The following is a 13,641-nucleotide window of genomic DNA, read 5'->3' on the forward strand; positions in this document are numbered from 1 at the left end:
CCCCACCTCTCAGGAACGAACTATAGAACGCTCCCTTGCGCCGACCCGACGAAGCTGATACCCGTCGAGCATGAAACTCTCCGAATCGTTTGGGCTGTTCGGCATCTCAACCCTCGGAGACGCCGACACCAAGTACGACCGGTATCTTCCCCGACTGTTTCGGGATGGTTCCATCGCCTTCGGAGACGTCGACGGGAGTCGAATCGAATCAGTGAAGGTGCGTGAGGTCGCACAGTGGGTGAGCACCTTCGAGGACAACGACGACCTCACCTTCGCGATCCTCTCCGCCGGCAAACGAGACCTGCGTACGATCTGCACCGAGTCCACGATGTACGTTACCGATGCTCGAGTCGCGTTCGTCCAAGACAAGGTAAAGAACCCCAATGAGCGCATAGTCGGCCACGTCCGGTACCCGTGGATCGACGCGGTTGTATGGCGGCCGCGGCTTGGTAGGTTCAAGCGACCGATGCTCCAAGTCTGGATGCACGAGGACTTCCCGGTCAAGCATCTCGGCTCGTGGAGCCACTACGTCGAGATCGAGTTCGACGGCCCCGTGGACACCGCCGCGATCGCTCTCGATATCGCGCGTCGGGTGTGCGCACACAACCTCGCGCACGGGGCCCCCGCCTGGATCCACGACCAGCTACGCGAACAATCTCAGATCACTCACCTGCCCGAACCGGACGACACTGGCGAGGGACTGTGGGGATCTCCGGCGACTATCTCATGCCCACATGGTGCCGAGTACATCGGCGACTCCCCTTCTCCAGCAGAATGGATAGGCCGCGGCGGGCAAGCACCCGAGGCTGAACCGGTGGCCCAACCGGAGCGGCACGCTCCCTCCGCAATCATCCTCAAACGCATGCTTGCCCGTGGAAAGTCGATCGCGCGCGAGCGAGGTCGCGAGGTAATCGGGACCGACGACCTACTCCTCGCAGTGCTGATCGACTCCGAGACCCCTGTCGGACAGCTAATGGAACGATTCGGTGCGGACTACGACTCGGTGAAACGCCAACTCGACGTGAGTCGGCCGCGGCTCGAAGCGTGGGCGAGTAAACGACGGTGGCCGGAACGAGAACGAATCAGGGTGGGCAAACGGAAGCTTAGCTTCACCATCGCGATCGGGCTGACAAGCACGATGCGCGACATCGGCCGGAAGGAAGACACTCGTGATCACGAGGGCGCCTTGGAATGCGGGCAACGACTTGTTGCGCTTGCCGAACGATCCGGCATCTCGACGCTACGAGCCTTCGCGCAGGTTCAGATCGGCGACTCGTACTTGGCACTCGGGCGAATCGATGAGGCGCACAACGCATTCGCGACCGCCGCAGCACTTCGCTCCGCACCGACAATCACCTGGGCAGCGTTCGCGCCGAGTATAGATCCCATCGAGGTCGTCGACGACGCGCTCTACGGCCTGTGGAAGGTCGCCGATGAGCGGAGCAGCGAGGACGATGCGGCAAAGATTGCTGCACTGGAATGCCTATACGAGTTCCGCTCGAGGTATGGGACCGACGAGACCGCAGCGTGGACGGCTGCTCAGCTCGCACGCGTCCACAGTCGAAACAAGGATCTCGCCTCGGCCGCCCGGTGGCGCGAAACCGCACGCGAAAAGTATGGGCCTGCGGGCAACACCGAAAACGCTGCAGCAGCCCAGATCGTCGCAGAAGCCCGCAACAGCTTGGAGGAACCCACGTAGCAAGATTGTTTGCTTGACTGTGAGAGTGGGTTAAGGCAGCTGCCGAGCAGGCTAGGGCATCTAGTAGCCGGGTCGATCCTTGACGAGAACCCAGTTACGGCCACGGTCGCTGGTGGCGGATGAATCCGGCGGTGGGGTTGCGCTCGGCTAGCGGTGACGTTCACCTTCGTAGAAGGTGCGTTTCTCCGGTGGATTCACCCGCAGACAGGACAGCGCTGGTCTCCACTGTATTGGCATCGCCGTTCTCGGATCACAGGATTAGTTGCGAACTGGTAGCTGACACTTCAAAAGCCTCGGAAGTCGCCGGTGTGTCGCGTGTGCGACACGCCGCAGCGCCTCTGGAAATGCGCTTGTGCGCGGCTTGGTTTTCGGGCATCGCCGAGGCGTGATTTGTTCGGATCGCCCGGAATCGCCGGACGGGTTACATCGCTGGATTGATGCGGCATCGGTTTCCGCGCAGCTGCGGACATGGGCCGTCGTCCGACCATGTCTCGGTGTAACCGTCGGAGTGCCAGGGATCGTCGAAGGTGCGCCAGGGTTCCGTGAGATTGAGAATTACGGCTTCGACTACACCCGCGCACCAGCGGTGCCGCGTTCGGAGGATCTCGATGATCTCGGGATCGCGGCCGTATTGTTGTCTCGGATTCTTCGCATGGGATCGCTGGCGGCGGTGACACCCACCTTGTACAGACCGACTGTGGGGAAACGCAGGAGGTAGACCGCCGCGGGTTGAATGTGCAGTCCGCTGTGCGATGTGCTGGAGCACTCGCGGATGTGAGCAAGCCACATCAGCCGTTGCTCTATACATTCCGCACGACACCGCATTTGTCGCTCGCCGCGGATGAATCGCCATCACCATTCTCCGGCAGTTGGGATGCGATCCTGAATTCGGCACTGAGCCACGCGCGGGCGTAGGCATGCCGCGGATTGTTGGTCCACCACTCGGTGCGGCTGATATCCGGCGGAGCACGGTCGATCAGTTCGAACAACTGCTCGGCAGACACGGTTACCTCGTCGGCGTCCAGCTCTGGAAACCATTCGTGGAGGGTGGTAGGCCCGCGGGGGTGGGGAATAGGTGGGTGTAATCGCTGGGGGCTGGGCGGGGAGTGCCTTCAGGTCGACGTCGGGCCACACCCATTTCGGGGTCTGGGTCTTCGTTGTATCGATGCGGTGCCACACTCTCGTGAGCAGGTCGCGGTCGTCGGCACCGCCGTCTGAATCGATGTCGGTGGACACGAGCAAAGTATGACGCTCTCCGCAGATGGCTGCGGCTACTTTCTGGTCCGCACGGCTTCATACCCCGTATCGGTATGCGTCCGATCCCGTCGCCGTCCGGTCGCTCGATGGGAATTATCGAGACTCGCCGGGCAGGGTGAGACCTGTCGGAGGTATTTTTGTGCAGGTGGAGGCAAGAAGCCGACTCTGATCGGCAGTCTCCCAAACCGCCTGAGATCATGAAGGAGATCATCTCCCTTCCCTGTGAGCCCGTGCGCCGTCCGGCGGGGATCTCGCCCGGGTGCGCGAATTACCGTGCGGTGCTTGGTTTGTCCGGAGTAACGTCCCCGAACGGAAGCCGAGTAGGAACAGGTTCTGGTTCGGGAGCTCTCATGGACGATCCGCGGCGCTACGTGGTGGTCGGGGGCGGGCTCGCCGGGCTCGCCGCCGCGGTCTGGTTGGCGGAGGCGGGCAAGCGGGTCACGCTGCTGGAACGGCGCGGTCGGCTGGGCGGCCGCACCCACGCCCTGCAGGCCGCGCCGATGCGGGACATCCCTGACAACGGCCAGCATGTCATCGCCAGTGGATATGAGCACCTGTTCCGATATCTGAGTAGTGTCGGCACCCGCGACCAGGTGGCGTTCCCGCACCGCGGGGTGCTGCGCTGGCCCGGCGGCCGGGCGACGGTGATGAGAACGAAGGGCCTGGGCGCGATCCGCACCTTCCTGGGCGCGCATCCGGATGCCGGTCCGGTCGACCGGATCCGCGCCGGAATCGCCACCGCGCGGCTGGGCTGGGAATGTCTGCACCAGCCCGCGGACCTCGCCGACCTGTCCACCGCGCAGTGGTTCGAGCGCGTCGGCATGCCCGCCACCGCCCGGGAGGCGCTGTGGGATTGGCTGGCGCTCGGCATCGCCGCCGAACCGGTCGAGCAGGAGTCGGCGAAGGTGTTCGCCGACGTGCTGGCCACCGGTATCCGGCTCGGCGTCCGGCATCGGCGGGCGGTCACCATCGGCTATCCCACCACCGATCTGGACACCCTCTTCGTCACCGGCGCACGGCGGGTGTTCGCCCAATACGGTGTGGACGTGCGGTATCGGGCGGTGGTGCGGCGCATCGGGATTCGCGACGGCGCGGTGACCGGGGTGCTGCTGGCCGACGGCAGCGAGGTGCCCGCCGACGCCGTGGTGTGCGCGGTGCCGAACTCGGCCGTCGCGGGACTGCTGGACGAACTGCCCGAGCACGACGAGATCTACTCCGCCGCCGACAAATTGGGGTACACGCCGATCGTCAGCACCAATCTGTACCTGGATCGGCCGCTGGGCACCGAGGGGGAGTTCGAGGCCCTCATCGGCGGCACCGGTGTCATCGACGAGGTGTTCGACCGCCAGCGCATGCACGGCCGCGATACCGCGCACGGCTGGCTCTACTGCCTGACCACCAGCGGCGCGTACGAGCAGATCCACAGACCGCACGACGAGGTGGTGGCCGAACAGCTGGCGCTGCTGCGCCGCTACTATCCGGCCGCCCGCCACGCCCAGGTGCGCCACGCCCAGGTGGTGCCCATGCCGCGCGCCACCTTCTCCCAGGTGGTCGGCACCGACGGGATGCGCCCCGAGCAGCGCACTTCGGTGCCCTCCCTGGTGCTGGCGGGGGATTGGACCCGCACCGACTGGAGCGCCACCATGGAGAGCGCCGCCCAGAGCGCCGCCCGCGCCGTCGATCTGCTGCTCGCCCTGCCCGCCGCCGCGCCGGTGGCCTGACCGGGCGCGGTGGCGTTCGGGCGGCCCCGGCCCGGTCCGGTCACCGCTCGCGTTCTGCTCGCGGCCGGAAGTAGTTCAGCACCAGACGCGTGATCTCGGTGAGGAATACGGCGCGCGGAATCGGCGGTCGGTCGAGCACATAGCGCACGGTGAGATGCTCCACGGCGCGCACCAGCAGCCAGGCGGCGGCATCGAAATCGACATCGGCGGGCACCTGTTCGCGCCGCAGGGTGAGCGCCACCCGGGCCAGTTCGCCGATCTGCTGTTCGAAGGCGACCACGGCGGTGCCGGAGGTCAGCCGCGGTGTCTGCTCGACCACCGCCCGCAGCAGTTCCGGGTGGTCGCCGAGTGCGTCCAGCAGGACGGTGATCGCCTCCGGCACACCCACTTCCGGCGGTGTCGCCAGCTGGCTGACGACGTGCGCGCGCACCCGGTCGGCCACCGCCGCGGTGTAGCGCTCGATCACCGCCGAGACGATGGCGTCCTTGTCGGGAAAGTACTGGTACAGCGAACCGGGACTGATTCCCGCCGTCGCCGCGATCCGATTGGTGGACGCCCCGTCGTAGCCGTGCTGCACGAGCACGGCCTCCCCGGCGTCCACGATCCGGCGGACCATGGCCCGTGACCGCTCCTGGCGCGGGGTCTTGCGCGGTGGCGCGGGGGTGGCGGGTCGCTGTCTTCTCGGTGGCATGACGGTTGGGCCTCAGCTGCTGGACGCGAATTGAATGCGAGCGTTTATTCGTGTCAGCGTAGGGCATGGTGTTACACAATGTGGTGGAGCACGAGCCGCGTCCCGAGCCCGAACCGCTCGGCCCCGACTCGCTGACCTGGAAGATCTTCGGCTCCCTGTACTTCGCGCCCACCGGTCTGTTCCTCGGCATGGTGCAGAACATGCATCCGGGCCTGGGAGCCGGGGTGGAATTCCACTCCGAGATCGCCGACGAGTTCTATCAGCGGGTGCTGCGCTCGGCCTATCCCATCGTCGGCGTGGTCTTCGACGGTCCGCGCGCCCGGCGCACGGCCCGCGAGATCGTCGGCTACCACCGCGATATCAAGGGGGTGGACGGGCAGGGGCGGCGCTATCACGCCCTCGATCCGGGCACCTTCTACTGGGCGCACGCCGTGTTCTTCGTGCAGACCCTGCGCGCCGCCGAGCTGTTCATGGGCGGGCTGTCGCCCGAACAGCGCGAACAGCTGTGGCGTGAGCATTATCAGTGGTACGAGATGTACGGCATGAGCATGCGGGTGGTGCCGCGCAGTTGGCCGGAGTTCCAGCGGTACTGGGACGAGATGGTCGACTCCGGTCTGGAGCCCACCCGGGCGGCCTGGGATGTCTACCATCTCGCCGATAACGCGCCCGTGCCGCCGTTCCCGGTAGTGCGGTGGATGCCGAAACCGTTGTGGGAGAATCTGATTCGTCCCGCCGGTGCGCGTTTCTACCAGTGGGTCACCATCGGGCTGTGCGATCCGCCCATTCGCCGCACCATGGGGTTCACCTGGACCGCCCGCGATCAGGTCCGCTTCGATCGGCTGTGCGTCGCGCTCTCGGCCATGAACCGGGTGACCCCCGACGAGGTGAAGTACTTCTTCCCGCGCATCCGCGCCGGACGCCGCCGCGTCGCGGGTAAGCGCCCGGCGTGGCTGGCTCCGCCGGAGGCTCCCGAGATGCTCTGGCCCGCGCCCGAACACCGCGGCGAGGCCAAGCACTACTGCCCGGTGCACGCCGACCGGGGCAGCACCGCCACCACGCGGTTCCGGCAGCTCACGGGGTTCTGAATCATGCGCTCACGCACCGATATCCGCTCGCATCCCTACGACTACTACTATCGGCCCGGCATGCCGCTGCGCCCGCCGCCGCCCCGGGCGGTGCCGTCGGAGCTGTGGTACCAGCCGCGCCGCGCCATGCTCGGACCGTGGATCGACGTCCGGCCCGAACCCGTCGACACCCCGCGCACCCGGCTCATGGCCGACCACCTGTGGCAGGGCGACGAGCCGATGGACGCGGTGGTGCGGGCCTTCTCCCGGATCGGGAACACCCGCTGCCGTGCCCTGCTCGACCAGGCTCTCGCGCACGGCATCGACAGCCTCGACGATCCGCCGCCGGAGCTGGTAAATCTCTTCGCGCACCTGGACGAGCCGCCGGACTGGTTCGATCCCGAGTTGTGGGAGTACGGACGCCGCCGCTGGATCAATGTCTCCCTGGCCGGGAAGCTGGCCATGGGGGTGCAGGATTTCATGGGCACCTTCGTGGGCGCGGAGGTGGCCTCGGCCACCGGGGCCACCGGACGTTTCGTCAACGACCCGTATCGGCGCAATCTGGAGACCGCGAACTGGTTCCGCAGCGTCACCCTGCCCGGTGCGCTCGACCGCTGGTCGCCGGTGTTCGCCGATACCGTGCGGGTGCGGCTCATGCACGCGCAGGTGCGCGCCGGGCTGCGCCGCCGCTGGGGTGACGAGCATTTCGCGCTGCACGGCAACCCCATCTCCAACGCCACCACCATGGGGGCGGCGGTCACCTTCGGCATCTCGCCGATCTGCTTCGACCATGTGCACGGGCGGCGGTGCGGGACGGCCGAACTCGACGCGGTCATGCACTATTGGGCCTATATCGCCTATGTGTTCGGGGTCGCCGAGGAGCTGATTCCGCGGTCGGCGCGAGAGGGGATGGAGATGGCGGACTATATGGTGGCGACCGCGGGCACCGCTCCGGAGTGGACCGCGACCATGGCGGGTGCGGCCACGAAACGGTTCGCGGGCACCGGTGTCGGCGATCGAGCGCGGGCATTGGCGACCGCGCCGCTGGTCGGGCTGTTCGCGTACTACAGCAGTAACGGGCTGGTGCGGACGCTGCTGGCCGACACCCCGCTGCGCTCGGTCCCGATCCACCCGTGGCGGGAGCTGACCGGGGTCGCGGCCACCGCCGCGGTGCGCTGGCGCGCCCTCGACGACCGGCTGCCCGGAGCCCGGCGGCGGATGCTGCGCCGCTCGCAGCGCGTCGACCCCATGTGGGATGTGAACACCCGGGTAGCCCGGGTGCTCGCCGCGCGCGCCGGGATTCGCGGCACCCCCTACGACCAGCACGACGGCACGGCCGACGGCGCGGCGCGCTGCCCGGTCCGCTGAGCGGGTCGGCTAGGCGGTGCCACCCGCGATGGCCAGGTACACGACCATGAGGGTGAGCAGGAACCAGCCCGCCCCCTGCCAGATCGGCCACGCCCCGCGCCGCCGCCAGGCCCGGAAGGTGAGCACGAAGGCGCCCAGGCCACCCACCAGCAGCACCGCCCCGGGTACCAGGGCGATCACCGCCCGCGAGGGGTCGGTCGCCAGCTCGAGCACGGCGACCGCGAGGGCGGTGAGCACGACCACGCCGCCGACGTACCAGGCCGCATGCCGGAACATCTTCGGGTCCGACCACCGCTTCTCGACGTCGTTCACCATATGAGGGGAGTTCCCGCCCCCCGCCGCGATACACACGACTCGGTACCGGCCGGTCTGCCTTGGCTGAGCGCCCACGACTCGGACCTGTGCGGGTATGTGCACTCGCCCGGGTGGCACATCCGTGCCGAAGACGTGGGGGTCCGGTCAGGGGTCGGGAGGTCTGCGTCGGGGTCGGGAGGTCCGCGTCGGGGTCAGGTGGTCTGCGTCGGGGTCAGGAAGTCTGCGCCGCCAACGTAGACGGTGTGTCCGGGCGGGGTGGTGACCGCGGTGGCGTCGGCGACGGCGGTGGCGAACTCCGCCACCGTCGGTAGTGCGCCGTGGTCGCGGCGGTCGGAGACGGCGTTCGGGTCGCGTCGTTCGAGCAGGCGCACGATCATGGTGCCGTCGATCATGTCGCCGGATACCACCACGAAATCGATTCCCCGCCCGGCGAATTCATCGCACAGCTCGCGCAGTGCCCGCTCTCCGGCCAGTTTGCTGCGGGCGATGGGCTCGTAGCCGCCGGGTACCGGGCGGGTTTCGGAGAAGTGGGCCTGGTGGCTGGTGACGAAGACGATGCGGCCGCCGGGCCGCAGGTGCGGCAGTGCCAGTCGCGTCAGCCGCAGTTGCGCGTCGCGATTGACGGCCATGGCGTAATCGGCCGCCGCGCCGTGTTCCAGTCCGCCGGAGGCATTGAGCACCAGTACATCCAGTCGCCCGCACTCCGCGACCACCTCCGTGATGAGCCGCGCCGCCGCCTCGGCATCGGTGATATCGGCCCCCGCCACCGACGCGCTGCCGCCCGCGGCCGCGATCTCCGCCGCGACCGTCTCGGCTCGTCGGCGCTTCTCCCGGTAGTTGATCACGACGTGATCGCCGCGCGCCGCGAGCACCCGGGCCGTTTCGGCACCTATGCCCCGGGATGCCCCGGTGATCAACACGATTCGCTGCACGCGCCCACTCCGTCCGCTCGTCCTGGCCCCCGCGCCAATGCTTCTGATTCAGAACCACTATCCTGCTTCTAAATGAGAAGTGCAAGCGAACCTCCCGCCGCCAGCCGCGCCGATGCCGCGGATCTGCCCCTGCTGGCGGTGATGGATCTGGTGGGGCAGCGGTGGGTGCTGCGGGTGCTGTGGGAACTCGAGCCCGGTCCGCTCGGATTTCTGGAGCTGCGCCGCCGGATGGGCAACTGCTCGTCGAGCATGCTCTCGGTGCGATTGCAGCGGTTACAGAGTGCGGGCGCGGTGGTCAAGCAAACCGATAGGAGCTACGAGTTGACCCCCGCCGGAAGGGAACTCGCGACCGCGCTGGAGCCGCTGTGGGCGTGGTCGCGCCGGTGGGCGGGGGCGCTCGCCGACGACGCGTGAGCGAACTCCGGGCGCGTCGGCGCGCCGCCTGCCGTGCCGTGCGCCCGCCGCGCCACGAGGCGATTCCCGGCAAATCCCGCGATTCCGCACGCATGTGCGGTTTGCCCGGTTAACACTTAAGCTGTCTGGGACGTAATACGGGTATGGAAGGTGCCAAGATGGGAGAGCGGACGGTCGTCGCGGACGTCGCGGATGAGCTCGCGCGGCGCGTCGCGTTCGGGCAGTACGCCCCCGGCGAGCTGATGCCGTCCGTCCGACAGGTCGCGGACGAGTTCAAGATGAATCGTGCGACGGCACAGCTGATTCTGGGACGCCTGGAATCCTACGGTTTCGTCGATGCGCACCGCGGCAAGGGATTCACGATTCGGGATGTGCGCACCGAGGGCGGGGTGGAGGTGTACCGCCGCCTGTTCCGGCTGTCCATGCCCATGCCGGAGGTCGCCCTGGAGATGTTCGGCAGCATTGTCGACGAGGAGCGGGCCATCGTGCTCGACACCCTGCTCGACTACACCGAGGGGGAGCGGCGCCTCGATCCCGCGGTGCTCAAGGCCGATATCGACGAGCTGGAATCCATTGCGCGCAGCAAGGATCCGGACCCCCGGCGGATGCTCACCATCGAGCTCGCGCTGCTGCGCCGGTTGCAGACCGCCCTCGGTCACACCATGCAGCGCGCCGTACTGAACTCCATCGGCGATATGGTCCTGGAGGTGCCGGAGGCGGTGCAGGCGTACTTCGCGGCCTCACCGGATCTGCACGTGCTGGTCTGGCGGGCGCTGGTGGCGGTGTGGGATTCCGACGGCGGCCCCAGCGAGGCGCAGTTGGCGTTGTTCGAGGACCTGTTCGGGATGTACCACCAGAAGGTGGTGGCGAAGTTCGTCGAACTCGTCGGTGTGGACACCGCCGCGGCGACCGGGGGGTCGGTGCGGCACGCCGCCACCGCATAACGCTCGGTCTCATTGTCTGGGACGAGAATTCCCGACTGCCGGAAATGTCGGAAATCCGGTGAGTCGTTCGCGATTACTGCCCGATGGCGGCGTTCATGATGGTGCCCGCGCTGGTGGCGACAATGCCGCCCACGAGCGCGGCCGCCACCCGCTTGGGTGATTCGAGCGGCCCGCCCTGCCATTTCTCCCAGGCGAACTTACCGCCCGCGTAGATAATCGCGAGGGTGCCGGCCAGGAGTACGAACCAGGTGAAGTAGCGGACCAGCTTGAGTAGCTTGTCCGCTACCGGTGGCGTCTCCGGCGTGGGATTGAAGACCTGTGCGTACAGGTCGGCGGTGATCAAATCCTGTGCGACAGTCACTATCATCTCGGCGCTCGTTCCAGTGGCGTTCGTTCCCTCTATCGGGGGTACCCGCCGCATGCGCTGGTACGCAAGGGAATCCCGCCGACGACGTCGGCGCTGGGGTCAGTCGTCGTCGCAGTCCGCGGAGAGGAAGGCCACCGCCGCCAGATACTGTCTGCAGGCGAAGTGCTGGTCATGGGCGCGCAATACGGCCCGTGCCTGTCGATAGGTGAGAGCGCGCGGCTCCACCGAGCAGTCACCGTTGATATCGGTGAAATGAGCTTTTCCGGACCCGATGGAGCGAGGTGTACCGGAATGCTGAAGCATCTGAGTCATGGGGACGCCTCTGGCCGCTGAGATATCGGATGGCGACGCTGGCTCGGCGCTTCCTGTACCGCCCGGACATTCCGGCCTGTTCGTCATCACGAGTTTAAGGTGGCGGATCGTGCAGATGCAAGTACATCTGCACGATCGGGCCTAGGTGTTGCGCGGCTTTCGTCCGGTTCGGTGTTGTTGTGGCGTCAGGGTTTACGCGCCACGCCCCCGTATGCGGAGACATCCTGGATCGAACCCACCTGCGCCGGGTCGACCCGCCACCGGGTGATGGGAACGAAGCCGGGTTCGACCAACTCCAGGCCCTCGAAGACGGCCGCCAGCTGCTCCTGGGTGCGGGGCTCGTAGGGAACTCCGCCGGACTTGGTGTACTCCTCGCACAGCTTCACGTAATTCGGGTTGTCGACGGTGCCATCCCAGAAGACCAGATAGCTGCCGGAGGGGACGGCGTCGAGCACGGTGCGGACGATATGGCGCATATCCTCGTAACTGCGCGCGTGGCCGAGTACCCCCATAAACATGACACCGACCGGTTGGCTGAAATTCAGCACCTGGCGGGCCGAGACCAGAATGTTCTCCGGTTCGTGGAAATCGGCGTCGACATAGGTGGTGACCCCCTCCTCGGTGGTGGTGGTCAGCAGGGCCCGCGCGTGCGCGAGCACCAGCGGGTCGTTGTCGACGTAGACCACCTTGGCCTCGGGAGAGACGCCCTGCGCGACCTCGTGGGTGTTCTGCATGGTGGGCAGGCCGGTGCCGATGTCGAGGAACTGGCGCAGACCCACCTCCCCGGCGAGGAAGCGCACGGCGCGGATGAGGAACTGCCGGGACTGCACGGCCATGGCGGAGATATCCGGGTCGATCTCGAGGCTGGCGTCGCCGACGACCCGGTCGATGTCGTAATTGTCCTTGCCGCCCATCCAATAGTTCCAGATCCGTGCGGAGTGGGGGATGTCGGTTCGGATCGCGGGATCGGTTTCGGACATGAGGTTCTCCTCGACGAGAGTGCGCATGCGAACGGATGCTGATCTGCCCAGTGACAGTACAAGATTCGGCAAATCCGGACTTGCTGGACGGGGGATTCGCCTCGGGGATTAAACGTACCGACCAGTCGTTAATGTCTGTTTCGGTTTGCAACTTCGCAGTGTGCGTGCTTCATCAAGATCAAAGCTGTTGTGTTGCAAAGGATCAGGTATGCGCAAGGGGATCGATCGCGAGCAATCTGCGTGCTATCGTTCTGGTTGCGGTTGCAACTGTAAGAACATCTGATCGAACGTTTGCAAGTACTGGGCACACCGTCTGCGGGCGGTACTTGGCAAGGAGTCGGAAATGACACGCACATCGGCAACCCGTATCGATCCCTCGGAACTCGCCTGGCGCAAGAGCACTTTCAGCAATCCGAGCGGAAACTGCGTGGAGGTGGCGGAACTGTCCAACGGTCTGGTGGCCATGCGGAACTCGCGTGACCCGCTGGGCTCGGTGCTGGTGTACACCCGCCCCGAGATCGATGCGTTCCTGCGCGGCGCGAAGAGCGGAGAGTTCGACGATTTGGCGCGCTGAAAGGTAGCATTGGCAATCGGCGCGGTGGTTCGCGACGATGGGTTGTGGTCCACTGCCGGCATAACCCGAGCATCGGAGTGAGACCCAATGATCGCAGAATCGGCTGTACACGGTCGGGTGGATTCCACTGTCGCCGAGCGTGGCCCGACTGCCCTGCGCATCGCCGTCGGGGGTCAGCTGCGCAAGTTGCGCGAGGCGAACAACATCACGCGCGAAGCCGCTGGTGAACACATCCGCGGCTCGCACGCGAAGATCAGCCGCCTGGAACTCGGGCGGACCGGATTCAAGGAACGCGACGTCCGGGATCTGTTGACGCTCTACGGTGTCAACGATCCCGGCGAACGCGAGGCATTCCTGGATCTGGTGCGCAAGGCGAACCAGCCCGGTTGGTGGCATCGCTTCGGAGATCTGCTGCCGCCCTGGTTCGAGACCTATCTCGGACTCGAGCACGCGGCCAAGAGCATTCGTACCTACGAGGGCCAGCTGGTGCCGGGGTTGTTGCAGACCCCGGACTACGCCCGCTCGGTGGTGGCGCTCGGGCACGACGCCGATGCCGAGCGTCGGGTCTCGCTGCGTCGCCGTCGGCAGGAGCTGCTGACCGCACACCGGGCGCACCGAGCTTCTGGGCGGTGCTGGACGAGGCGGTGCTGCATCGCCCCGTGGGCGGTGAGAAGGTGCTGGCCGAGCAGATCGAGCATCTGGTGGAGATGTCGAAGCTGCCCAATATCACCATTCAGGTGCTGCCCTACACCGCCGGCGGCCACGCCGCGGCGGGCAGCTCGTTCACCATGCTGCGCTTCGCGGAGCCCGAACTCCCGGACATCGTCTATCTGGAGCAGTTGACCAGCGCCCTCTACCTGGACCGTCGTCAGGATCTGGAGCTGTACCGGCAGGTCATGGACCAGCTGAGCGTGCAGGCCGAGGCGCCGGAACGGTCGCGGGCGAAGCTGCTGGAGATCGCCGAGCGGCTGTGAGCGCGGAAAGCCTGTGAGACAGCGGAACT

General features: G+C 66.6%; 14 protein-coding genes and 1 pseudogene. 8 read left to right on the plus strand and 7 right to left on the minus strand.

What is annotated here, in order from left to right:
- Positions 1-70: 70 nt before the first annotated feature.
- Complete coding sequence (locus FOH10_RS11065) at positions 71-1,699, plus strand: Clp protease N-terminal domain-containing protein (RefSeq protein WP_143980649.1); 1,629 nt, start codon at positions 71-73, stop codon at positions 1,697-1,699.
- An 800-nt stretch (positions 1,700-2,499) separates the two neighbouring features.
- Here the strand turns inward: FOH10_RS11065 and FOH10_RS11070 are convergent.
- Entirely contained in the window at positions 2,500-2,703 is a 204-nt protein-coding gene (locus FOH10_RS11070) for a hypothetical protein (protein WP_143980650.1), read from the minus strand.
- 603 nt (positions 2,704-3,306) lie between these two features.
- Between FOH10_RS11070 and hpnE the strand changes: the two genes are divergently transcribed.
- Positions 3,307-4,677 carry a hydroxysqualene dehydroxylase HpnE gene (gene hpnE, locus FOH10_RS11075; protein ID WP_143980651.1) on the plus strand — a complete coding sequence of 457 codons (1,371 nt, stop codon included), beginning with the start codon at positions 3,307-3,309 and terminating at the stop codon, positions 4,675-4,677.
- A gap of 40 nt (positions 4,678-4,717) precedes the next feature.
- On the opposite strand, the gene FOH10_RS11080 is transcribed toward hpnE, so the two are convergent.
- Complete coding sequence (locus FOH10_RS11080) at positions 4,718-5,368, minus strand: TetR/AcrR family transcriptional regulator (RefSeq protein WP_228813845.1); 651 nt, start codon at positions 5,366-5,368, stop codon at positions 4,718-4,720.
- Between the two features lie 65 nt (positions 5,369-5,433).
- Here FOH10_RS11080 and FOH10_RS11085 point away from each other — a divergent pair, with 65 nt between their 5' ends.
- Positions 5,434-6,453 (plus strand): oxygenase MpaB family protein, encoded by a 1,020-nt coding sequence (locus tag FOH10_RS11085; protein WP_221937953.1) that lies wholly within the window; start codon positions 5,434-5,436, stop codon positions 6,451-6,453.
- A 3-nt stretch (positions 6,454-6,456) separates the two neighbouring features.
- On the plus strand, positions 6,457-7,800 hold the full coding sequence (locus FOH10_RS11090; protein ID WP_143980652.1) for an oxygenase MpaB family protein: 1,344 nt from the start codon (positions 6,457-6,459) through the stop codon (positions 7,798-7,800).
- Positions 7,801-7,809: 9 nt separating this feature from the next.
- On the opposite strand, the gene FOH10_RS11095 is transcribed toward FOH10_RS11090, so the two are convergent.
- Together FOH10_RS11095 and FOH10_RS11100 are read right to left on the minus strand one after the other, a co-directional pair.
- Positions 7,810-8,115 carry a hypothetical protein gene (locus tag FOH10_RS11095; protein WP_143980653.1) on the minus strand — a complete coding sequence of 102 codons (306 nt, stop codon included), beginning with the start codon at positions 8,113-8,115 and terminating at the stop codon, positions 7,810-7,812.
- Positions 8,116-8,306: 191 nt separating this feature from the next.
- Entirely contained in the window at positions 8,307-9,038 is a 732-nt protein-coding gene (locus tag FOH10_RS11100) for an SDR family oxidoreductase (protein WP_143984007.1), read from the minus strand.
- 81 nt (positions 9,039-9,119) lie between these two features.
- Between FOH10_RS11100 and FOH10_RS11105 the strand changes: the two genes are divergently transcribed.
- Both FOH10_RS11105 and FOH10_RS11110 read left to right on the plus strand, forming a co-directional pair.
- Complete coding sequence (locus tag FOH10_RS11105) at positions 9,120-9,461, plus strand: winged helix-turn-helix transcriptional regulator (RefSeq protein WP_029932306.1); 342 nt, start codon at positions 9,120-9,122, stop codon at positions 9,459-9,461.
- 158 nt (positions 9,462-9,619) lie between these two features.
- A complete protein-coding gene (locus tag FOH10_RS11110; protein ID WP_143980654.1) occupies positions 9,620-10,405 on the plus strand; it encodes a GntR family transcriptional regulator in 786 nt (261 codons plus the stop codon).
- 73 nt (positions 10,406-10,478) lie between these two features.
- On the opposite strand, the gene FOH10_RS11115 is transcribed toward FOH10_RS11110, so the two are convergent.
- The 3 genes from FOH10_RS11115 to FOH10_RS11125 form a co-directional block, all read right to left on the minus strand.
- Entirely contained in the window at positions 10,479-10,772 is a 294-nt protein-coding gene (locus FOH10_RS11115) for a hypothetical protein (RefSeq protein ID WP_029932308.1), read from the minus strand.
- Positions 10,773-10,871: 99 nt separating this feature from the next.
- On the minus strand, positions 10,872-11,084 hold the full coding sequence (locus tag FOH10_RS11120) for a hypothetical protein (protein ID WP_039813970.1): 213 nt from the start codon (positions 11,082-11,084) through the stop codon (positions 10,872-10,874).
- A 185-nt stretch (positions 11,085-11,269) separates the two neighbouring features.
- Positions 11,270-12,091 (minus strand): SAM-dependent methyltransferase, encoded by an 822-nt coding sequence (locus FOH10_RS11125; RefSeq protein ID WP_228813851.1) that lies wholly within the window; start codon positions 12,089-12,091, stop codon positions 11,270-11,272.
- A 316-nt stretch (positions 12,092-12,407) separates the two neighbouring features.
- Here FOH10_RS11125 and FOH10_RS11130 point away from each other — a divergent pair, with 316 nt between their 5' ends.
- Entirely contained in the window at positions 12,408-12,638 is a 231-nt protein-coding gene (locus FOH10_RS11130) for a DUF397 domain-containing protein (RefSeq protein ID WP_029932310.1), read from the plus strand.
- An 87-nt stretch (positions 12,639-12,725) separates the two neighbouring features.
- A pseudogene (locus tag FOH10_RS11135) lies at positions 12,726-13,612 on the plus strand (helix-turn-helix domain-containing protein).
- Positions 13,613-13,641 lie beyond the last annotated feature (29 nt).

It is taken from the genome of Nocardia otitidiscaviarum, assembly GCF_007362295.1.
GTDB lineage: Bacteria > Actinomycetota > Actinomycetes > Mycobacteriales > Mycobacteriaceae > Nocardia > Nocardia otitidiscaviarum.